Source organism: Pseudomonas sp. NPDC087342, assembly GCF_044744265.1.
Lineage (GTDB): Bacteria > Pseudomonadota > Gammaproteobacteria > Pseudomonadales > Pseudomonadaceae > Aquipseudomonas > Aquipseudomonas nunensis.
Window position 1 is genome coordinate 241470 of record NZ_JBIUXZ010000005.1, and the last position, 22601, is coordinate 264070.

General features: G+C 58.0%; 16 protein-coding genes and 1 pseudogene. 9 read left to right on the forward strand and 8 right to left on the reverse strand.

What is annotated here, in order from left to right:
* Positions 1-8: 8 nt before the first annotated feature.
* Both ACIOYV_RS15205 and ACIOYV_RS15210 read left to right on the forward strand, forming a co-directional pair.
* On the forward strand, positions 9-1118 hold the full coding sequence (locus ACIOYV_RS15205) for an efflux RND transporter periplasmic adaptor subunit (RefSeq protein ID WP_401324700.1): 1110 nt from the start codon (positions 9-11) through the stop codon (positions 1116-1118).
* Complete coding sequence (locus ACIOYV_RS15210) at positions 1115-4204, forward strand: efflux RND transporter permease subunit (RefSeq protein WP_401324701.1); 3090 nt, start codon at positions 1115-1117, stop codon at positions 4202-4204. Before ACIOYV_RS15205 ends, ACIOYV_RS15210 begins: the two co-directional genes overlap by 4 nt.
* Before the next feature lie 99 nt (positions 4205-4303).
* Here the strand turns inward: ACIOYV_RS15210 and ACIOYV_RS15215 are convergent, their stop codons facing one another.
* Entirely contained in the window at positions 4304-5134 is an 831-nt protein-coding gene (locus ACIOYV_RS15215; protein ID WP_401324703.1) for an alpha/beta fold hydrolase, read from the reverse strand.
* 161 nt (positions 5135-5295) lie between these two features.
* Positions 5296-5748, reverse strand: a complete 453-nt coding sequence (locus ACIOYV_RS15220; protein ID WP_401324704.1) for a winged helix-turn-helix transcriptional regulator — start codon at positions 5746-5748, stop codon at positions 5296-5298.
* Positions 5749-5919: 171 nt separating this feature from the next.
* Between ACIOYV_RS15220 and ACIOYV_RS15225 the strand changes: the two genes are divergently transcribed.
* The 4 genes from ACIOYV_RS15225 to ACIOYV_RS15240 all read left to right on the forward strand — a co-directional run bounded on the left by ACIOYV_RS15225 (position 5920) and on the right by ACIOYV_RS15240 (position 8498).
* Positions 5920-6858: an SDR family oxidoreductase gene (locus ACIOYV_RS15225; protein WP_401324706.1), complete on the forward strand. Its 939-nt coding sequence runs from the start codon at positions 5920-5922 to the stop codon at positions 6856-6858.
* A gap of 67 nt (positions 6859-6925) precedes the next feature.
* Positions 6926-7546 (forward strand): NADPH-dependent F420 reductase, encoded by a 621-nt coding sequence (locus ACIOYV_RS15230; protein ID WP_401324708.1) that lies wholly within the window; start codon positions 6926-6928, stop codon positions 7544-7546.
* Positions 7547-7609: 63 nt separating this feature from the next.
* Complete coding sequence (locus ACIOYV_RS15235) at positions 7610-8020, forward strand: nuclear transport factor 2 family protein (RefSeq protein WP_401324710.1); 411 nt, start codon at positions 7610-7612, stop codon at positions 8018-8020.
* A gap of 49 nt (positions 8021-8069) precedes the next feature.
* Positions 8070-8498: an ester cyclase gene (locus ACIOYV_RS15240; protein ID WP_401324712.1), complete on the forward strand. Its 429-nt coding sequence runs from the start codon at positions 8070-8072 to the stop codon at positions 8496-8498.
* Between the two features lie 191 nt (positions 8499-8689).
* Here the strand turns inward: ACIOYV_RS15240 and ACIOYV_RS15245 are convergent, their stop codons facing one another.
* Positions 8690-9706, reverse strand: a complete 1017-nt coding sequence (locus ACIOYV_RS15245; RefSeq protein ID WP_401324714.1) for a LecA/PA-IL family lectin — start codon at positions 9704-9706, stop codon at positions 8690-8692.
* Between the two features lie 321 nt (positions 9707-10027).
* Positions 10028-10510: a GNAT family N-acetyltransferase gene (locus ACIOYV_RS15250; RefSeq protein ID WP_401324716.1), complete on the reverse strand. Its 483-nt coding sequence runs from the start codon at positions 10508-10510 to the stop codon at positions 10028-10030.
* A 140-nt stretch (positions 10511-10650) separates the two neighbouring features.
* Here ACIOYV_RS15250 and ACIOYV_RS15255 point away from each other — a divergent pair.
* The 3 genes and pseudogenes from ACIOYV_RS15255 to ACIOYV_RS15265 form a co-directional block, all read left to right on the forward strand.
* Positions 10651-10868, forward strand: a pseudogene (locus ACIOYV_RS15255) (transposase); the annotation flags it as partial.
* Positions 10869-11121: 253 nt separating this feature from the next.
* Positions 11122-12657 carry a diguanylate cyclase gene (locus tag ACIOYV_RS15260; RefSeq protein ID WP_401324717.1) on the forward strand — a complete coding sequence of 512 codons (1536 nt, stop codon included), beginning with the start codon at positions 11122-11124 and terminating at the stop codon, positions 12655-12657.
* A 273-nt stretch (positions 12658-12930) separates the two neighbouring features.
* A complete protein-coding gene (locus tag ACIOYV_RS15265) occupies positions 12931-13398 on the forward strand; it encodes a hypothetical protein (protein WP_401324718.1) in 468 nt (155 codons plus the stop codon).
* A 734-nt stretch (positions 13399-14132) separates the two neighbouring features.
* Here ACIOYV_RS15265 and ACIOYV_RS15270 read toward each other — a convergent pair.
* From ACIOYV_RS15270 to ACIOYV_RS15285, 4 genes are all read right to left on the reverse strand, one after another.
* Positions 14133-17156 carry an Ig-like domain-containing protein gene (locus ACIOYV_RS15270; protein ID WP_401324783.1) on the reverse strand — a complete coding sequence of 1008 codons (3024 nt, stop codon included), beginning with the start codon at positions 17154-17156 and terminating at the stop codon, positions 14133-14135.
* Positions 17157-17644: 488 nt separating this feature from the next.
* Entirely contained in the window at positions 17645-18973 is a 1329-nt protein-coding gene (locus tag ACIOYV_RS15275) for a TolC family outer membrane protein (RefSeq protein ID WP_401324719.1), read from the reverse strand.
* 1 nt (position 18974) lies between these two features.
* On the reverse strand, positions 18975-20315 hold the full coding sequence (locus ACIOYV_RS15280; RefSeq protein ID WP_163909523.1) for an HlyD family type I secretion periplasmic adaptor subunit: 1341 nt from the start codon (positions 20313-20315) through the stop codon (positions 18975-18977).
* A 6-nt stretch (positions 20316-20321) separates the two neighbouring features.
* Positions 20322-22058 carry a type I secretion system permease/ATPase gene (locus ACIOYV_RS15285; protein ID WP_401324721.1) on the reverse strand — a complete coding sequence of 579 codons (1737 nt, stop codon included), beginning with the start codon at positions 22056-22058 and terminating at the stop codon, positions 20322-20324.
* Positions 22059-22601 lie beyond the last annotated feature (543 nt).

Sequence of the window (22601 nt, forward strand, 5' to 3'; positions counted from 1 at the left end):
GGGAACCTATGCGCAGGCTTCGACCTATCCCCATTGCCGCTTGCTTGTTGCCTCTCGTCCTGACAGCGTGTGGCGACTCATCCACCGTTGAAGATCCGCGCACGCATGCTCCTCTGGTCAGGTCCGTAGCGGTCCAGGGTTCCTCCGACGCCTCGCGTTCTTTCACGGGAGTCGTGGCTGCTCGCGTCCAGGGCGACCTGGGTTTTCGGGTATCAGGCAAGGTGCTTGAGCGTCTGGTTGATACCGGTCAAACCGTTAAACGTGGTCAGCCACTTATGCGCCTCGACCCCATCGACCTGGGATTGCAGGCGCGTGCACAGCAAGAGTCAGTCATAGCCGCTCGGGCCCGAGCCAAGCAGACAGCCGATGACGAGGCCCGATATCGCAACCTGGTCGCCGCAGGCGCTATTTCTGCATCGGCCTACGACCAGATCAAAGCCGCAGCGGATACCGCGAAGGCGCAGCTCAGCGCCGCTGAAGCGCAGGCTGATGTCGCCCGCAATGCTTCTGGTTACGCGGTGTTGTTTGCCGATTCCGACGGCGTTGTGGTGGAGACGCTCGCCGAACCGGGGCAAGTCGTCAGCCCGGGGCAGCCCGTGGTCCGACTGGCGCGGGCAGGTCAGCGCGAAGCCATCGTGCACCTGCCAGAAACGTTGCGTCCCGCAGCAGGATCCACCGCGCAGGCGACGCTTTATGGCAACACGACGGGCGCAGTTACAGCGAAACTGAGGCTGCTGTCCGACTCGGCCGACCGTATGACCCGCACCTTTGAGGCGCGGTACGTGCTTGAGGGGGCGCTGGCCAATGCACCGATAGGTTCGACGGTCACGCTTCGGATCGCTGAAGGCGCCGCGCAGGGGAATTCGATGCAAGTGCCGATTGCTGCCGTTTATGATCCGGGCAAAGGCACTGGCGTGTGGGTCATCGTCGGCGCACCGGCGAAGGTGGCCTGGCGACCTGTTCAAGTCTTGGGCTTGAGCGACGACTCGGCGCGAGTCGCAGGCGATCTCAAGGTCGGCGAGCAGATCGTGGCGTTAGGTGCGCACCTGTTGCGCGAGGGTGAAGAGGTGAGATTGCCTCAACAGGATGACGCCAAAGTTGCCGGGGGTCGTCCATGAGCGAAGGTCGCTTCAATCTTTCTGCGATCGCCGTTCGTGAACGCTCCATCACGGTGTTTCTGATTTTCCTGATTGCCGTCGCGGGCATCTTGTCGTTCTTTCAACTGGGCCGTGCGGAAGATCCTCCGTTTACGGTCAAGCAGTTAACAGTCATTACTGCCTGGCCGGGCGCCACGGCGCAGGAGATGCAGGATCAGGTCGCAGAGCCACTCGAAAAACGCCTGCAAGAACTGAAGTGGTACGACCGCTCGGAAACCTACACCCGTCCTGGCCTCGCCTTCACGATGGTGTCACTGCTCGATAGCACGCCGCCCTCGCAAGTGCAGGAGGAGTTCTATCAGGCGCGTAAAAAGCTCGACGATGAGGCACGCAAGCTGCCAGCGGGAGTCATCGGGCCAATGGTCAACGACGAGTTTTCGGACGTGACCTTTGCGCTGTTTGCCCTGAAAGCCAAAGGCGAGCCTCAGCGACTGTTGGTGCGTGATGCGGAGTCGTTGCGCCAACAATTGTTACATGTGCCAGGCGTAAAGAAGGTCAACATTATCGGGGAGCAGCCCGAACGTATCTTTGTTTCCTTTTCGCATGATCGGCTGGCCACCTTGGGCATTTCTCCACAGGACATCTTTGCCGCGCTGAACAATCAAAACGTGCTCACGCCCGCCGGTTCCATCGAAACCAATGGGCCTCAGGTCTTCCTGCGGCTGGATGGTGCCTTCGATAAGGTGCAGAAGATTCGTGACACGCCTATTGCCGTTCAGGGGCGCACGCTCAAACTCTCTGACGTGGCGACGATTGAACGTGGTTATGAAGATCCCGCAACCTTTCTTGTGCGCAATAACGGTGAAGAGGCCTTGTTGCTGGGGATCGTGATGCGCGAGGGCTGGAACGGTCTCGACCTGGGCAAGGCGCTGGACGCGGAGACGGTCAAGATAAATCAAGGCATGCCGTTGGGTATGACGCTCTCCAAGGTCACCGATCAATCGGTGAATATCAGTTCGGCCGTCGGCGAGTTCATGGTCAAATTCTTCGTCGCGCTGCTGGTGGTGATGCTTGTGTGCTTTCTCAGCATGGGCTGGCGTGTCGGCGTAGTGGTCGCTGCGGCTGTGCCGTTGACGTTGGCGGTGGTGTTTGTGGTGATGGCGGCCACAGGAAAGAACTTTGACCGTATTACCCTCGGCTCGTTGATTCTGGCGCTCGGACTGCTGGTGGACGACGCCATCATTGCTATCGAAATGATGGTGGTGAAAATGGAGGAGGGCTACGACCGCATCAAAGCTTCCGCGTACGCCTGGAGTCATACCGCCGCGCCGATGCTCTCCGGTACGCTGGTGACCGCTATCGGCTTCATGCCCAACGGCTTCGCGCAGTCGACTGCCGGCGAGTACACCAGCAACATGTTCTGGATCGTGGGCATTGCCCTGATTGCCTCCTGGGTGGTTGCGGTCGCTTTTACCCCGTACCTGGGCGTGAAGATGTTGCCGGACATCAAGAAGGTCGAGGGTGGTCACGCGGCTATTTACAACACGCCTCACTACAACCGTTTCCGCCGGATTTTGACGCGGGTCATCGCTCGCAAATGGCTGGTGGCTGGCACTGTTATCGCTTCGTTTGTTGTGGCGATCCTCGGCATGAGCCTGGTCAAGAAACAGTTCTTCCCGACCTCGGACCGTCCAGAAGTATTGATTGAAGTGCAAATGCCTTATGGCACCTCCATTGAGCAGACCAGCGCCACCACCGGCAAGATAGAGGCCTGGTTGCAACAGCAGGGGGAGGCAAAAATCGTCACCGCTTATATCGGGCAAGGCGCGCCGCGTTTCTATCTGGCGATGGCGCCGGAACTCCCTGATCCGTCTTTCGCCAAGATTGTGGTGCTGACAGACAGCCAGGAGGCGCGTGAGGCCCTCAAGTTTCGTATCCGCGAGGCAGTTGCTGAGGGAATTGCCCCGGAAGCGCGGGTCAGGGTGACTCAGCTTGTGTTTGGTCCGTATTCGCCATTCCCTGTTGCCTATCGGGTAATGGGGCCGGATCCGTCAACGTTGCGCGAGATTGCGGGCCAGGTACAGGACGTGTTGCAGTCGAGCCCGATGATGAGAACCGTCAACACCGATTGGGGACCGCTGACGCCGACGCTGCATTTCGCGTTGGATCAGGATCGCCTGGAAGCGGTGGGGTTGACGTCAAACTCAGTCGCGCAGCAATTGCAGTTCCTGCTGGCCGGAGTGCCGATCACTGCGGTTCGTGAGGACATTCGCTCGGTCCAGGTGGTGGGTCGCGCAGCGGGTGATATCCGGCTCGACCCCGCCAAGATAGAAGGCTTTACGCTGGTCGGTACGGCGGGTCAGCGGATTCCGTTGTCTCAGGTGGGCGCGGTCGATGTGCGCATGGAAGATCCGATTCTGCGCCGTCGTGACCGCACACCGACCATCACCGTGCGCGGTGACATTGCCGAAGGTTTGCAGCCACCGGACGTCTCGAGTGTGATCATGAAAGAGTTGCAGCCAGTCATCGACAAGCTGCCTGGCGGCTACCGGATTGAGCAGGCGGGTGCAATCGAGGAGTCGGGCAAGGCCGGTAAAGCAATGTTGCCGTTGTTCCCGATCATGATTGCCATGACGCTGCTGGTCATCATCCTGCAGGTTCGTTCGATCTCGGCAATGATCATGGTGTTCCTCACTTCACCTCTGGGGTTGATTGGCGTGGTGCCGACACTGCTGATCTTCCAGCAGCCGTTTGGTATTAACGCGCTGGTTGGTCTGATCGCTCTTTCGGGTATTTTGATGCGCAATACGCTGATTCTGATTGGGCAAATCCATCACAACGCGCAAGAAGGGCTGGACCCGTTTCACGCAGTGGTCGAAGCCACGGTACAACGTGCCCGCCCGGTACTGTTGACAGCACTCGCCGCGATCCTGGCGTTCATTCCGCTGACACACTCGGTCTTTTGGGGGACGCTGGCCTACACCCTTATTGGAGGCACGTTCGTTGGCACCATCATGACGCTGGTGTTCCTGCCGGCGATGTACTCCATCTGGTTCAAGATCCGTCCTGACGATAAGGGGCGCACTGAAACAGCAAATCCGACGTAGCGCGCGAGGCGGGATGAGAGGACGCCAACCGTTCTCTCACCGTTCAAAGCAAAAAGGGGCAGATCTATTTCCTTCGAAAATAAATCTGTCCCCTTATCTTCAGCCGCGAATAAACGCCAGCAGATCGGCGTTGATCTGATCCGCATTCGTCGTCGGCATCCCGTGCGGGAAGCCGGGGTAGGTCTTGAGTGTCGGCTGCTTCAGCAGTTTGGCCGACAACGGCGCCGAGTCGGCGAACGGCACGATCTGGTCATCCTCTCCGTGCATGACCAGTGTCGGCACCTGAATCGCCTTCAGGTCTTCGGTGAAGTCGGTCTCGGAAAACGCCTTGATGCAATCGTAATGCGCTTTCGCACCGCCCATCATGCCTTGCCGCCACCAATTATCGATGACGCCTTGCGAGACCTTGGCGCCAGGCCGATTGAATCCATAGAAAGGCCCCGCCGGCACGTCCACGTAAAACTGCGCACGACTGGCGACCAATGCCGCACGGAACCCGTCGAACACTTCCAGGGGTAACCCGCCGGGGTTCTTTTCTGACTTGACCATGATCGGCGGAACCGCGCTGATCAGCACAGCCTTGGCCACCCGTCCCGGTTTGGCTCGGGCTGCGTAGCGTGCGACTTCACCGCCACCGGTCGAGTGACCGACATGGATCGCACCCTTGAGGTCGAGCGCATCGGTCAGCTCGATGACATCGGCGGTGTAGGTGTCCATTTCATTGCCTTCCCAGGTCTGGGTCGAGCGTCCGTGCCCGCGACGGTCGTGGGCGATCACCCGGAAGCCTTTGAGCAGGAAGAACATCATCTGGTTGTCCCAGTCATCCGCGCTCAACGGCCAGCCGTGGTGAAACACAATGGGCGTCGCGTCTTTCGGCCCCCAGTCCTTGTAGAAAATCTGCGTGCCGTCTTTGGTCGTAATTGAGTTCATGGCGTGTGTCCCCTCGCGTTTTGGTGGGTGTGGGGCATGCAAAAGGCAGTGAGCCCGCAGTCGTGCGCCAAGGGGCACGCGCGGGCTTGGTCAGTGTAGAAGACGGATGGGGAAGGGGGCTTTGAAGCGATGGGTGGGGCAGGGCGCGGTTGCCGCGTTGTTCATTCCCCGTTCTCAGGAAAGATGCACCCGCCACTGCGGACCAGCGCCTTCACTTCTTCGCTCGCCTGCATGGGGTTTTGGCTCAATCGAGCAATCAAATCCTCTTGGCGCCGCACGTACGACTTCGAATCATGCTTCGCGCTCCACAGCACGATGCTGATCACAACAGGAATAAGGTCCAGGCCCTTCTCGGTCAGCGTGTAGAAATCCTTGCGCTTGTCGTCGGGGTTGGGCGCCTTCGAGAGAACGCCTTGCTCCTCAAGAAAGGCCAGTCGGGAAGCCAGAACATTGGTCGCGATTCCCTCTTCCGATTTCAGGAAATCGCCATAGGTTTTCTTTCCAACAAAAACGATGTCGCGAATGATCAAGAGCGACCAGCGGTCGCCGAAGATCTCCACGCCGTAGTTCACCGCGCAATGGGATCGAATGTCTTCTTTAAGAGTTTTCTTCATGGCGGGATCTTAGCATCGCTTGCATGCTGCAAGTAAAATTTGACTGATTGCTTGCTTTTTGCAAGTGAAGAGACCAGCATGGTTTTACATTCTCAATCGACGTCAGCCATCCCGGCTGAGCGTTCCCGCATCACTCTTTCTCGCATCACATCCCGCACATGGAGCCTTAACATGCACGTTTTAGTCACTGGCGGAACCGGCCATATCGGTTCGTACATCATCCCCGACCTTATCGCCGCCGGCCACGAAGTCACCGGCCTGGCCCGGTCCGACGAGTCCGCGGCGGCGCTGTCCGCACTCGGCGCCAAGGTGCGTCGCGGAGACATTTCCGACCTCGACGTGCTCAAGTCGGCAGCGTCGGAATCAGACGGCGTGATCCACGTCGCGCACCGGCAAGACCTGCTTCCCTCCGGCGGCATTCACGCCGTGGCGGTCGCGGAGCGCCAGATCATGCTCGCGTACGGCGAGGCACTCGCCGGCACCGGAAAGCCGCTGGTCGTGTCCGGGAGCATTGGCTCGCCGGGGTGGGAAAACCTCGGCCGGCCAGCCACCGAGGAGGACCCGGCTCTTCCCGGCGGCGACCAGTACAAAGGCACCTTGCGGGTGCGTAACGTCGTGGAAACCACGGTGATCGGCCTCGCGGAGCAGGGCGTGCGGTCGTCGGTCGTGCGTATTCCTCCGATCGCGCACAGCACGACCGATGCCGGCTTCCTCACGCTGCTGATCGGGCTCGCGAAGGAGAAGGGCGTCATCGGCTACCCCGCAGATGGCGCGAACCTGTGGCCGGCCGTGCACGCCCGCGACCTCGCCTCGTTGTTCCGCCTCGCGCTGGAGAAAGGTCCCGCTGGCAAGTCCTGGCACGGGATTGAAGGCGAGGGCATCCGCTTCCGCGAGATCGCCGAGGCCATTGGCAGCCGTCTGGGCATGCCGGCCGTGAGCATTCCCGCGGACGTACTGATGCTGCCGGGGTACTTCGGGTTCCTCGCGAATATGGTCACGCTGGACCTGCCGGCGTCCAACCTCATCACCCGCCAGACCCTCGGATGGAAGCCTGCTCAGCCCGGCCTGCTCGAGGACCTGGATAACGGTCATTACTTCCCTGCCGACTGATTCGAGTCGAGCAGGCAACCGGGTCGCCACTGGCCCGGCGGACAACAATTTCACGAGGAAAATACCCATGAGCACTATCAGCATTATCGGCTCGGGCGGCATGGCCGCGGCGATTGCCGGTCGTACCGCCAAAGCCGGACATACCGTTGAGGTGATCAGCCGCGACCCGGCCAAGGCGCAGGCGCTGGCCGACAAACTCGCCGCTGGCGCGACCACTGGAATCTACGGGGCCGCGCCGGAAGGCGACATCGTCATCCTCGCCGTGCCGTACACCGGTGCTGCATCGGTGGTGGCCGACTACGGGGACGCGCTCGACGGCAAAGTGATCATCGACATCACCAACACAGCCTCCCCGGACCTCACGGGCCTCGTCTCTCCGGCCGGAAGTTCGGGTGCACAGGAAATCGCCAAAATCGCCCCCGCCGGCGCGCATGTCGTGAAGGCGCTCAACACGCTCTTCGGCCACGTTCTAGCCAAGGGCGGGCGCCTCGACGCATTCATTGCCGCCGACGATCCCGATGCCAAGGCGCGCGTTTCGACGTTCATCGAGAATATCGGGCTGCGCCCGCTGGATGTCGGCGGCCTGCACATGGCCCAGACGCTCGAGGCGCTCGGCCTGATGATGATCGGCCTGGCGAAAAACGGTGCCGGCAGTTGGGACATCGCCTTGAACGTCGATATCGGCTGAATCGCCGACACCCCTCAGGTCCATGACGTCGTGATCAGACGTCAGAGAAACGGAGAGATTTCGATGAACGAGCAAGAGAATGTCCAGATTGTGAAGGATGCGTTTGCAGCCATCGGCCGCGGCGACGGGCAAGGTTTGCTGGCGTTGTTTGCCGAAGATATCGAGTGGGTCATTCCCGGCGAGAAATGGCCGCTGGCCGGCACACACCGCGGGCACGCCGGATTGGCGAATTTGTTCAAGACCCAATCCGAAACGATGGAAACATCACTCCTGGAGCCCCGCGAATTCGTAGCTCAGGGCGACCGAGTCTTGGTCCTCGGTTTCGCCAGCGGGAAAATTAAAGCGACGAACAAGACATGGGAGGACGACTGGGTCTTCGCCATTACCGTGCGCAATGGAAAGCTGACGCACATCCGGGAATATATCGATACGCAAGCACTGGCCCGCGCTTCCGAGGCGAACGCCAGCCGTTGAACAGCGGCTACAGCGCCAACTTAGTCTGTAACCACTACGTGGAGGATTGATGATGTTTAACAATAAACAAATCGTCACAGAACTGTACGCCGCCGGGGAGGGAAGCGGAAAAGACATCGCGAAGTTCGTCTCCTTCTTCTCGAAAGAAGGATACATGCGCGACATTCCTACCGGCATGACGTTGCGCGGGCAGGCGATTGGCGACGCTATCGACGCCTTCGCAAGTGCATTCCCTGATGTTCACCGCGAGCTATTCAACATCTACGTCGCGGAGAATGTCGTAGTCGTCGAACTCGCCATTCGGGGCACGCATAAAGGAGAGCTGACACTTCCCTCAGGGCCTGTCGCTCCAACGGGCAAGACAATCGATGTTCCGTGCTGTGACGTTTTTCACCTGGAGGGTGGCAAGGTCATCTCGTTTAATTGCTACAACGCGGCTTCCGTCATGCAGCAGCAACTTGGGCTTGTTGGCGGCTGATGAGTGGAGTTGGGGGGCGCATCAGGTTTTGCTTCTATGGAGGCGAGGGCGCGCTCGGCGTGCGGTGCGGTCTGATCTCCACGAATTCGATGATTAGTAGCGGCCCGAAGTTGGTTGACCCCTTGTCACCAAGGGGTCGCTTGAATCAGTTGTGGATGGTAATAAACGTTTTGTGGAGACTAGACCACCGCCTATCGAGCTGTCGGGCCAGATGTTATGGCCCGCAGTACCTTCCAGCTTCCGGTGCCGACGCCGGCCCTGTTCGGCGAGCGGTTTGTATAGACGTGATAACCAATGGTCTTTCTTCCGGCGAAATGATTACAGGTATCTAGATATCCACCTTGAGAATTGTTGTATTCGTTCCGGAGGCTGATCGGGTCTCCGATATAGATCTGTGAGCCGACAGCACCGTACATTACGACCCAATCGAGAGTTTTATGACCGGTTTTTTCAACGCCGCGGTTCGCCTTTTCCGCTGTGGAGACATTGTAAAGCTCTGGTGAAGTGGCGTGATTGTTCGTATCGAGATAGCCGCCACCGTTTTTGTCGCTGTATCCCGGGCCGTCTCCGTACAGATTCAATAGCCTGATGGTATCGCCAGAGCGCACCCTGTCACCGTCTGGCTTGCCCGTTGCGGATCCGACCAACCAGGTGTCGATGGGGCCTTCTTTTTCTGGTGAGAGAACGGACACAACATCATACTTGGCGCCCACCTCTTTGGAGCTGTCATAGACAGAGAGATAGCCGCCGTTCCAATTGGCATAACCGTTTAGAAAGCGGACTTTGTCGCCGTATTTGAGCACATCAGCTGTCGGCTCAGTGGTGAGCGTTTTCTTCTCTACGCTGACGTTGAATGAGCCGCTGTTGTTCCCGTAATCTCCAGCCAAATCATTGATGAGAAAGGTGAGTTCTCCGTCGGTCGGTACTGTCCAGCGGAACACGCCGGTATTGACCGGAGTGAGATAGTCATCGCCGATCTTCATCAGCAGTGCACCGACAAGTCCGTCCGGATAGACCAACCCGGCAGGCTTGTACGAACCAACGAGACTCTCATCCCCTTGAGGACCGTAGGCCCTTCCTGAGCCACGCTCTACCCACCCCGAGGCGATGATCGTAATTACGTCTCCCTTCTTAACCTTGAAACCTGTCTTTTTGCCGCTCTCCAGCTTTGCATCGACTGTGCCGGACCAGGTATCGGATTGAGACATTGTGAAGCTCCTTTTTCAAAAGTGATTTCCCTGCCAATTGCGGGGATGCAACAACGTTCGCCACGTTGTGACCTGCGTACTCACTAGTGAAGGAACCCACGTTAAAAGATACGAACCGGCCTAGCTCCATGCTCATTCTGACGGCTTGGGATTCCTTCCCGCAGGTCGCGGACTGACTATAGAGGGTGAGAGTAATCTGTCAAAAAATTACCGAAAGCAACCGTCCATGACTGACCGCTCTTGGCCGAAAGAGGTCGTTCATGAGCGGTCCCTTTCGGCCCAGAGTGTGTAAAAACGTACGTCGAGGTGCATCACATCCAGCTAGCAAGCCGGGCCGATCGCCGGAACACTCTGACGAACATAATAATTGTCGAATTCACTGCTTTCGATGAATTGGAAGCCATGGCGGGTATAAAAGCGATTCGAAGCGCTTTCTTTGAGTGCACCAACTTTAATAGGGAGCGCAGCCGCATCCGCCTCTTTGAAAATCTGAGTGAGAACAGCAGACCCTACACCTGATCCTTGCGCGGTCGGTCTAACATACAAGTGGTCGAGCAAGAGTTCATTGTGGTGATGCTTGACCACTACAAAACCAACCCTCTCTCCAGATACCTCGATATAGCGTGTGTTGCGAGCTTCAAAACCGCTAAGAAACCGCTCGCGCGCGCGCACTGGATCAAATCGCCCAACACGCTCCAGACTTTCGCGCATGGCCTCAATTCGAATGGCTACAAGATTATCCAAGTCGCTTTGTTGAGCTAGGACCAAAATGATTGGGGAATTTTGATTGGGTGTGACGGGCATATTTGGCGCTCCAACTACCATCCTGGGAGGCCAGTATAGAGAGCCTGATATGTGGTTCCCAGTTTGGCTTCACCGTCGAACTCAGACATCCATCTCAAATATGAATGAAGGGCTGTCTCATTCATTTACAGGGGAAGCCAGTGAAACGCTTCATTCAAGGTGAACATCGAGTCAAAGTACCTTACTTCCCGAGAGCCTCGACGACCACGTGAGCGATACCAATCCGGTGCGCGTAGTCGACGTCTTCGTCGACGAACTCGACCTAATGCATCTGGGTTTTGAAGGTGTCATTCCAGCCGATACTGGCCGACCTGCTTACCATCCCGCGATCCTGCGCGGTACGGGAGTCGTCGGTTACAACGTGCAGATGGCGATTGGCTGACGTAACCCATCGGCCCGAAGACTGCGCAGGGGCGGCGAACGTGCCTATAACTGTTCGCAATCCCATTTGCCACGACCGCTCGAGATTTGAGCCGTTAACTGGTTGGAATCGTTCATATAAGCCCCTTTCTCTACCGCCTGATTCATAAAGATAACGACAAGCGTGCCGATACTCCAAAAGTACTCCAGGTCACTGCACACTGTTTTTGGCGATGAGCAAGGAACACAAAATGATGTCTACTCGTCAGAGCGTACTCAAAGCATCAGACGTGACTCTTTGCGGTTTGGTGTGCCTGGCTGGGGTGGCCGTCACGTTCCTGGTGCTGATTCTGTTCTTAGGGTCAGAGCAGCGTACCGTTAGCGTTGCTTTTCAACTTGAGGTCGACGAAAGATTTAGTCGCCTGCAACGGCGCTTTAATACTCAGGTCTTGAAATTAGACGTTGTGAGGCGTTTCTTTATCAACGCCGACGATGTCACTGAAAAGGAGTTTCTGGGATTCGTTACGCCACTGGTTGGAGAGGACGAAGCCTATAGCTGGGTGCCAAAGATTTTAGAGAAGGATCTACAAGCATTTCGCGCCAAGGCGCTTCTCAACGGCACCAGTGATTTTTCATATCATGAAATTAATCCCGTCACCGGCGAAAGAGTCCCCCTCGCCAGCCGGCCGGAACACTGGATATTGCTCTACTTATTGAAGCGCGATGACGTAAAGATCATACCCGGCATGGATGTTATGGCTCGCCCGGGTCGCCAAGCCTTGATGAGCAAGGCACGAGAAACACGTCAAATAGTTGTGTCGGAACCGTTGAAAATGACCAATGGGCAGTCGGGGGTTTTCTTTGTTGCTCCTGTATTCCACGAGTCCCCTGAGGTTCCATTGAACGGTGATAATTTGCAGGGGTTCGTTGTCTCCAGCGTACGCTTGGCTTCTTTGATGGAACAAGGCATTCCATTACCAAGTCTGCAACGACTGAACGTGACGCTTTCATTGATCGGCACGCAGCATCAAGCGGAAAACATTTATCAGAGCTTGGCCCCTGCTGCCCCTTCAGCGCTGCACACGCAGCGGTTGCTGAAAGTAGCCGACCAAAATTACTTGATCCAGTTTAGACCCAGCTCAACATTTCTGGTCGCCAACAGCTACGCACTGTCCATCGGCCTGATTATCGTGTTCGGAGCAGGGTTGACACTGCTGCTGACCTTGATGGTGTACTTGCTGATTACGCAGCGCGCCCGCGCGCTCTCGCTGGTTGATGAACGCACGCAAGATTTGCGTTTGTTGAACATTACCGATCACCTGACCGGAGTCTATAACCGTCGATACTTCGAAGAGTTGATGGAGCGCCTGCTCATCGAGGCTAACGTGCAATACCGCCCTCTGTCGCTGATCATGTTTGATGTCGATCACTTCAAACACATCAACGACCGCTGGGGCCATCAGTGTGGTGATAACGTTCTGAAGTCGTTGTGCGCACGAATACGTTCGGCAACACGCAAAACCGATCTGCTGTGCAGAACAGGCGGAGAAGAGTTTGCATTGATCTGCCCGGATAGCGAACTGAACGATACAAGGCTGCTGGCAGAAAAACTTCGAGCTCTAATAAGCACCGAACCATTTGATGATATTGGACAGGCGACTTGTAGCTTCGGCGTTGCAACGTGGATTCCATCAGAATCGTTCGACGCCTTCATTCGGCGTGCCGATACCGCGATGTACAGTGCAAAATCAAGTGGTAGAGATCAAGTCCAACTTGCAGATAGGTAGCAGATCGGCTACCCGGATGTCACTGCGCAAAAGCCAAAACTCGACAGCTTCGCAGCCACGCTCTGCCTTCAGGTCATCATCCCGTTGTCCAGCACGTCCCCTGGTAATGACCGGCAGAAGACAACCCAAATCAGCCCTTTGGGTAAGGGCTGAAATCGACCCATTGCTGCCGGTGACGACAGGCGTCATCGACCCATAGCGGGCAACGGAACGAAGACCTCGCCGTCAGCTAATCTATTTCAACAATAACGACGCTGAAAGCGAGGCAAGGGAATGAAAATGGGATTTAGGGATGATCTAGTCTGTTCAATGGTTCTGATCACTCTCGTTCTCGTTTACGCATACAGTGCTGGCAGCACGCTCTACTTAGGCTTCTGGTATCTCATTGGAATGCCAGTGGTAATGTTGCTTCCAGGCTTGATTCTACGTTCTCGGGCCCTGTTTCTAACTGGAACAACAGCCGCAGCGGTTGTCACTCTTCTGGTCTACATGGCGATCGTATCCAGCGCGGGTCGTGATGGCGGTCTCGTTGGGTTGGGTCATTTATTTTCTGTCCCAGGGATGGTCGTCGGCACAAGTGTTTCGGCTTGGTTGTTGAGGTTCCGTGTAAATACGAGCTTGCCATGGATAGTCGCGGGCGTTGCGTTTCTGGGAGCCGGCTTCGGTTTCATGATTGCCCAAGTTATCGTGTGCACCACCGCCATGTACTGCGGCGCACTATCGATGGGTGTTTGGAATTAACTGAACGAGCGTCCGCTTCTGCCCGATTGCTGTCTTCCACGATGGGAAGCAAACGGCCATAGAGGGCATCAAGGCAGTCGGAAGGGTTCAGTACTTACCGCTTATTCCTAATCGAATAAAAAAATGATGAGATTCCAGCCTACCCCAAGAGTAAAAATGAGAAGTATGAGCAAAGACGTAAGCGTTATCGACTCATGGGGCATGATGGTCACTCCATAAAGTAGCAAAGTACTATGAGCGGCGGACTTGGGGCTTAGCATTTTATTAACCATTGAATGCAGGTGGCTTGGGAGTACCGCTGACCCGGCTCAATCAACTTGACGTTCTTGATTAATGTGCTTGGTTAACATTCAGCAAGCTCTATGCCAAATTTTAAAAGCTTATAAGTTCTGCCGTTGTAACCCATTTTATGGGCCTCTTTCGCTATAAAGTTGGGGTAAATAAAGCCCGTTTAAGGGGATGTTTCCTCTGACGTGGGGGAAGCATTTTCAAGTTGGTTCAGGAGGCGCTCTCCGAATTTTCGTCCCGGTGATGAACGATAAGCCTGAGCTGACCGTTCTTGAAATTCCGGACTGAATGCTGCCGATCGCGAATGGCAAGAATCGATAGCTGCCCCATGAAAGGCAGCTATCGAGCGATTGAGATTTCCGTTCAGGAACACAACCTGCCACGCCGCGAACAGCCCTTCAGGCAATTCCTGAGCAGGGCTGCGGCGTTGCGGTCATGTCAGCGTGTTACCGGGGTGCCGAGACCGCCACGGTCACCGTCGCCGGTGTCGATAGCGCGCCCTTGGTATCGCTGGCTTGATAGGTAAAGCTGGCGACGAACGACGCAGCGATTGTGGACGGTGGCGTGTAGATCACACGTAGGCCGTCGGTGCTGACTGTGACCGTGCCCTTGCCGGCGCTCGGTTGCGTCAGACCCACCACTTTAAGTGGCACATTACCGTCAGGGTCGGAGTCGTTGGCCAGGATATTGATGGTCAGCGGTTTGCCGTCTCTGTTGGTGGCGCTGTCGGGTTTGGCGACCGGTTTTTTGTTTTCGCCTTCGCCCGTGCGGAAGGTCGGCAACGCCGCCGAGTTCACATAGGTGACGCCGTCCCAGCCGGGCAGGGGTGTTGGCATCAACTGGAACTGGCCGGGCCTTTCGATATCCCAGCGCAGCAGCATCGAAGTGTCCTCATGCTGGGTGTTGTGGCAGTGCTCCATGTAGGTCCCGGCGAACTCGCGGAAGCGGATCGCCATTTCGACATCCACTGAACTGTCGATGCCCTCGCCAATGCGATAGACGTCCTTGCGCGCCCATTTTTCCCATTCCGGCGGCGCCTTGCCGTCGCGGTTGAGGACGATGCCTTCTTCGAAGTGCACGTGCACCGGGTGGTTCCAGCCGTTGCCGCCGTTCCTGATTTTCCACACCTCGAGGGTGCCGTCGCCGGAGTACCCGGCATCCGTCGGACCGTTGGCCAGTTGCGGAGCGGCGCTGATTCGCCGTGAGTCCATCTGATAGCCAAAACCGCCGTCGGTCTTGATGGTCCAGGGTGCTTCGTCGGTGCCATCGGAGCGACCGAAGATGAACTCGCGATGCCGCGCCAGTTTGAGTTTGGCCTGCACCGTCGGATCGTCACGGTTGAGGGTCAGCGGAATCATGATTTTACCCGCCACCTTGCCCGGTTTGGCCGGCTCGTATTCGGCAGGGTTCATGCTCACATCCGTGCCGCTGTAAGGCTGCACCACCATTTGCATGAATTTGCCCACCACCGGGTCGCCGTTGTCCCATTCCAGTCCTTTGCTCCCCAGCTTGAGCACCGCTTTGTACTTCCCGGACAGTACGTCGGCCAGGCTTATCGGATCCATCTCCGGCCCCCTCCCGCCCTGGTGCACCATCAGATTGACGAAGTACAGTTTGTCGCCAGTCTTGATCCCGTTTTTCGCGAAGTTGACGATGATGTCGTAACGCTCGGCAATGCCTTGGGTCGGCAGGATAGCGTTGTGGTCCTGCAGGTCGCCGTCGCCGTCCAGGTCCATGCTGCCGTCGAACGGCACGGCGTGTTCCATGAGGTTTCCGTCGTTGCCGATCATGTGGAAGGGCACGCGCGCATAAGACACGCCGGAGCCTGCCGGTCCGGGGAATTCGCCGCCGGTGCCGGCGATTTCACGCACCAGCGCGATCCTGAAGTAGCGCGACACCGAGCCGTTGAGGATGCGGAAACGATAGCTGCGAGCACGCACGTTCAGGCGCGGCTGATACTGCCAGTTGACCAGGATCTGATCACCGAGAAAGCCGTCGGTGTTGAACGGGTTGAACCACAGTTGGCCGTTCTTATCCCAAGCCTTGTCGGCCACCATGATGTTGACGTCATAGTCGCGGTTGCCCCAGGGCAGCGCCGAACCGCTGGGCAGGCGCAGGTTGACGCCGTCCTCGACCGCCTCGTTGCCGCGATCGAGGGCGCTGTAGTAATTCATCATCACCGCGTTGCCCTTGTAGACGTTCTGCGCGGTGAAATCGAGCATGTGGTCGTGGAACCAGTGAGTGCTCATGGTCTCGCGCCAGTCGCCTCGAATCTTGATGGTGCCGTTGTTGCAGGTCTTCAGGCCCGGGGTGGCGTCGTTGACGAACAGGGTTTCGCCCGGCGCGCAGGGGAACGCCGCGCGAGGATCTTCAGCCTTGGTGTTGATGGTGTCGTAGCCGGCCAGTTGCATTGGCCAGCGATAGTCGTAGTACTGCCCCGGAAAGAAAAACGCGTTGGTATAGCCGTCGCTTTCGGCCGGGTTGTGGCCGTTGTGTTCGTGGGTGCTGAGGGTGTGCAGGCCGAAACCCATGTTGGCGGAAGGGTCGATCGGCAGCGCGTTGTAGTGACGCATCAACACCGGTTGGCCATAGCGCACCATCAGCAGTTTTGTTGGAAAGGTGCCGTCGAAGGTCCATAGCGCCTTGTGGTTCTGAATCGGCATTTTGGGGTGAAAACGGGTGTCGATGCCTTTGGTGGTGCCCGTGGTGGTCGGGATGTCCGAGGTCTGGTAGTAGAGCCCGCCAGGCCCGAACTCACCGACGGCGTAGTTGTGCATTTGTCGGCGGTCGCGCATGCCACCGTTGAGTTTGGCACCGGCTTGCACGGTTTTGAAGGCAACCTGCGGGTAGAACTCGTTCCAGCGCTGATGCGACCAGCCTTTTCCTGGCGGACGACCTTCGGCCGGCGAACCTACCGGGTGGCGGTTGAGGAAGGCTTCAATCTGCGATTTCCAGGGGTTGCGATCCAGCACGTTGGAGAATTGCGCTGGAAACGGATACAGCCCGGGCTGGCGCATGAAAGCTTCCAGTGCCGCACTCGACGGGCCGCTGCGAGCGATGCTGTCCGGGTCCTGCTGTGGTGCCGGGCCGGCAAGGGGCACAGGGAAGGTCAGTGTCGGTGCGGGCAGGGTCGGGTCGAGTTTTTCCGTGCCGAACTCCTCCATCAGCAACAGTTGCTGGGTGTAGGGCTGCGCCCCGAACAACGGGCTGGGTTTGCCGTTGGTGGGAATTTTGAACGAGGTTTGCAGGGCCGGCGGCAGCGCGTTGTCCGCGCGTGGGGTGTTGCGGTCACCGAATGCGCCGTTGGGCAGGGCAATCGCGCCCTGGTTGGTCGGCGGCATTGTTTTCAAGGCTTCCAGCGCTGCCGCAGGGTCGGCGGGCGGGTTGGTATACGCCGAGGGGTCCGTCGGGGGCGGCTGGCTGACATCGTCGAGCGGCACGGCATTGGCGGTGTTGAGCGTAAGGAGCATCGCATAGGGCAGGCTGGACCTGCGCAACAAGACGATTGAAGTGCATGGTGTTTTTGCGCGTTTCATTTTTCACCCCTCGCGTGATGCCCCGCCGTCTCCATGTTCGGGGCGACAGCTAATGCGGGTACAAGGGGTGGAGCAACAAACGAGCCATTACAGCAGCGAGACGGAAAAGTTCAGTTTCATTGACCGGCGGCTATGAGTGTGACAAGTGATCGAAATATAGGGTGGGTGAGGTTCCTCAAATACGGTTGAAACTCCCCATTTGTGGTGGGTGTAGTGCCCCGTTTGTGGGAAGGGTAATTGCCCGTTTTCGACAGTAAAAAATCAGCCTTTCAACCACTGTGAGTGCTATTTCATCAGTGCCAGAACGTAGAGAGTGGTTTAGGGGGGAGGGTGATGAGCGGCGGGATTTGATGAATCAAAGTTACCCAAAAGTGGGGGCGCCGGTCGGCCCTCATTTGGCTCGACCGGTCGACAGGCGAATGTCAGTTCGTGACCAGCAGTTCCGGGCCAAGGTAGTTGTTGATCTGGTCGATATCGTCGTCGCCCAGACTGCCCACCGAAGAGGCCAGGCGCAGACGCGACATCAAGTAGCGCAACTTGGCCTCGAACAGATCGTGTTGCGCAACGAAGAGCAGCTCCTGAGCATTGAGGACGTCCGAATTGGTGCTGGTGCCGCCTTCCTTGAAACCCTTGCGTGTCGACGTCAGTGAGCGTTCGTTGGACTCCACGGCCCGCTCCAGCGCATGAATACGTTTGGCGCCGCTGTGGATGCCGGCATACTCGCGGGTGGTTCCGGAGATGACTTCTTGTCGCGTGGCGTCGAGTTCGTCCAGGGCCTTGTAACTATTGGCGCTGGCTTGGCGTGTCAGTGCGCTGGTGCCGCCACCGTTGTACAGCGGGATATTGACTTCCAGTCCGATTGAGCCGTAGCGGTTGCGTTGATTGAGTTCGGAGATTGATTGGCTGTCGCCTGCCGTGTAGCCGGCAACGAAATCCAGTGTCGGCCAGTGTCCCGCCTTGGCGCGCTTCACTTCTTCTTCAGCGAGGTCGCTGCTATGGCGGCGCGCATGGATCAGCGGGCTATCGGTCTGAGCCTTGATCAGCCAGTCCTGCAGGTTGCTCGGTAGCAGCGGTGGGGTGTCGAAGCCCGGACGCAAGGTGGTCAGCGATTCGGGTGTTTCTCCGATGTGTTCCTCAAGCTTGCGACGCGCATTGATCAGGTTGTCCTGAGCTTCGATCAGCTCGGCTTCGGCGAGGTCGCGGCGAGCGACCGATTCGTCGATGTCGGTGACAGTACCGGCCCCCAGTTCCATGCGCCGTTTCGCCGAGGCGAGTTGTTCATCGAAGGCGCTCAGTTTGGACTTGGCGAGGACGATGGTTTCGCTGGCCAGGAGTACGTCGAAATAGCTTTCGGCCAGGCGCACCGCGGCGTCCTGACTCTTGGCATCGAACACTGCGACGCTGTAGTCGGCACGCTGTTTACCTTGGCGGTACTCGGCCATTTTCTGTTTGTTGAACAGCGGCTGGCGCAAGCGCACATTCGCGCCCTTGGAGTCGTAGTCCAGATCCCTTTCGATGCCGTTCTGGCGCTGGGTGCCATTGACCTTGTTGTCGTAGGCCGAGGCGCTGATCTGCGGTAGCAGGCCAGCCTGGCCAATGGCGCGATTTTCCAGGCCGGCCTCTTTTTCATGCACGGCGGCGCGGTAGACGGGGCCTTGGTATTGCAGCAGGTCCCAGGCTTGTTTGAGGTCCATGGCGCTGGCCGGGAAGGACAGCCCCAGCAGGCAGAAGATCAGGCAATGACGGTCCATTTCATTGCTCCTTGAACGAGCTGTCGACTCGCTCGAGCATGGGTTTGAGGAGATAGCTCATCAAGTTGCGCTCGCCGGTCTTGATGGTGACGCTGGCGGGCATGCCGGGACGAATGTGGTTGCTGCCAAGCAGGCTCATGCCGTCGGGCGTGACTTCTACCTGGGCCAGATAGAACGGTTGCTTGCTTTCCTCATCGAGCAGGCGGTCGGCGGAAATGGTCTTCACGCGGCCTGGAATGTTGGGCGTCCGGGCATGGTTGAAGGCAGGGAAGGAAATGTCCACGGCCAGGCCGGGGACCATCTTGTCGATGGCCTGTACGGGAATCATCGCGTCGACCTGCAGCGGTTCGTTGTCCGGTACGATTTCCATGATCTTGAAACCGGGCTGAATGATCCCGCCGATGGTCGCAATGCTCAGGGACTGGACCATGCCATCGATGGGCGAGCGAATCACCGTGTGGGTCACTTCATAATCCAGCGCACGCAAGCGGTCGGCCAGGGTGGTGTTTTCCTTGGCGGTGTCGGTGAGCTGCGATTCGACTTCCTTCTGGTAATCATGCTGGCGCTGCAGGATGCGCAGTTTTATTTCGGTGGCCTGGCTGCGTATGCGAGCGATGTTATTGAGGTTTTCGGCCTGGCCTGCGGAGAGGTCGGCATTGCTGCGTTCCAGCTCAAGCAGCCGGTTGCGCGGCACATAGCCTTCGGCTGCCAGCATGCGGGTGCCTTGCAGTTCCTGGCTGAGGAAGTTGATCTGCGAGGCGCGGGCGCCATAGACCTGCTGCAGACCCTTGAGCTGCACCGCCGACGCTGCGAGGTTTTCCTGCAGAATGCTGATTTCGCCAGCGAGGCCGGCGCGCCGGGTATCGAGCAAACGTTGTTGCAGATCCATGGCGGCGACCAGGCGGTGGTCGTTGCCGAAATGCTTGAGCAATTCGGGATCGTAGTTCACCACGTTGCGGCCGTCGCGTTCCGCTTCCAGGCGGTTTTCCACCGTCTTGCTGACGATGTACTGAGCGCTGATCGCACCCAGTTCGGCAACGGCACGCAGCGAGTCGAGGCGGACCAGCTCCTGGCCTTTTTTCACGGTATCGCCTTCGCGTACAAAAATGGCCTCCACCGTGCCGCCGCTCAGATGCTGCACGGCCTTGCGGTTGCTGGTGACTTTCACCGTGCCTGTCGCTACCACGCCGGCATCCAGCGGCGCCAGCCAGGACCACAGGAGGAAGCCGCCGAAGCCGGCGAGTACCAGCCACATGCCTCTGCGCATGGGTTTGCCGACGTCCAGATCCACCACGTTTCTGGGGTCGGTGTGAATCATTTCGATGTGTTGGGTCATTTGCATGATCGGTCACTCCCGTGCTTTGACGGAGGCCAGCGGAGTCGATGCGCCTGCAGGCATCACATGGGTCTTGCGCAGCGCTGCGAATACTTCTTCACGTGTGCCCAGCATCTGAACGCCGCCGTCGCGCAGCATCAGCACCTTGTCGACGGCGCAAAGCACGTTGGGGCGGTGGGAAATCAGGATGACGGTGGCGCCACGGCCCTTGAGTTGGGCCAGCGCATCGACCAGGGCCTTTTCACCGACGTCGTCGAGGTTGGCGTTCGGCTCATCCAGCACAATCAGATTGGGCTCTCCATACAGCGCGCGGGCCAAGGCGATGCGTTGCTTCTGGCCACCGGAAAGCGGGCTGCCGTCGGTGCCCAGACGGGTCTCATAACCTTGCGCAAAACGCAGGATCATCTCGTGCACTCCCGTCGCTCTTGCAGCGCGGATGACCGCGTCGCTGTCCACTTCGCCAAAGCGCGCGATGTTATCGGCGATGGTGCCCTCGAACAGCTCCACATCCTGTGGCAGGTAACCGAGCCAGGGGCCAAGTTCGCCCTTGTTCCAGGTGAAGATGTCCGCGCCGTCCAGGCGCACCTTGCCGGCCTGCGCTGGCCAGACGCCGACCAGCAGGCGGGCGAGGGTGGATTTGCCCGAGGCGGATGGGCCGATAATGCCAAGACTTTCGCCGGGCGAGATGTTGAAGCTCACCCCGCGCAGAATCGTGTTGCCGGTGCCCGGGGCGCCGGCATACACATTCTCCACCGCCAGCATGCCAAGCGGCCGCTGCAGCGACATGCTGGGTGGCCGGCGCGGATAGTCTTCAAGCATCTCGTTGAGCCGGCCCCAGGCCGAACGGCAACCGAGCAGTTGCTTCCACGACGCGATGACTTGTTCCACCGGGGCCAGCGCCCGACCGGTGAGGATCGAGCAAGCAATCATCATCCCGGGGGTGATCTTGCCTTCGATCGCCAGCAGTGCGCCGGCGCCGAGGATCAGCGACTGCAACGTGATACGCACGAAGCGCCCGGTGCTGCTGATCAGTGCGGCACGGTCGGAGGCCAGGGTCTGCATTTCCAGGATGCGCAAATGGCTTTGGTACCAGCGCTTGCCAATCGACGGCAGCATGCCCATGGCCTCGATGACCTCGGCGTTGCGCAGATTGTTGTTGGCGTAGCAGGCTGAGGAGAGGGCGGCCTGATTGGCTTCAGCCAGCGGCTTTTGCGTCGCCTTTTCGGTGAGGTAGGCCAGAAACACCAGGATCAGCGAGCCGATCAGGGTGACCAGTCCGAGCAGCGGGTGGATCAGATAGGCGACCAGCAGGTACATCGGCGTCCAGGGCGCATCGAAAAAAGCGAACAGGGAATTGCCGGCGAGGAACTGACGAACTTGCGCGAGATCTTGCAGGGCCTGGGCCGGATTGCCTCCGGCACGGCTCAGGTTGCGCTCGAACGCAGCCGTGAAGATGCGTCGGTTGAGGTCCATGTCCAGGCAGTTGCCGACCCGGATCAACACGCGTGTGCGGACCATCTCCAGCGTGGACATCAGCAAGAACAGCCCTATCACCAGCAAGGTCAACATCGTCAATGTCGTGACGTTGCGACTCACCAAGGCCCGGTCATACACCTGAAGCATGTACACGGCAGGCGTCAACATCATGACGTTGATGATGCCGCTGAACCCTGCCAGCGAATAAAAACTGCGACGCAGGCGAAAAATAGCTTCAGCCAGTTCGGATCGGGTACTCGAGAGTTTGTGCATTTGAAAGACCCTCACCGAAAAAGTCGGTTGTGCTTGCGGCAAAAAAGCAGCAGCAAATGTCGTCGCTAACCATAGATGTAGTTGCGAATGCTTCTCGTGGACACAAGCGATAGCGTTCTTGAAAAAGTTCCATAAATTTTTATGTTCACATGCAGCAGCGTAGGTGGCGTTTGTTTCTCTAGCGATACAGTTTGAAATAACATTTCGCTCTAGCTGTTCTTCTGAATTTCTATAACTCTTTAAAGAACAGTAAGTTGTGGCACCAAATACCAATAGACTTTTTTTACGTCGTAATATTGACATCGTATGGCTATGGAACTTTAGTCATCTTCAAGGGCGCCCGTCTGAAGCTTGCCATCGCTTCGAAAGTGCAAGGCACGGTTGTCCTGAAGGAGCACGGCATGTTGATCATTTCGTTCTGTAGCACCGTGACGGAGCTGTTCAGGAAGTTCGCCTCGACTTCCCGATTCCATGGCCCACCAGCGGCCCGGAATCGCTCTGCCTAATCGCTCAGCGACCTTACATTTCGCGAATTCCAGGCGC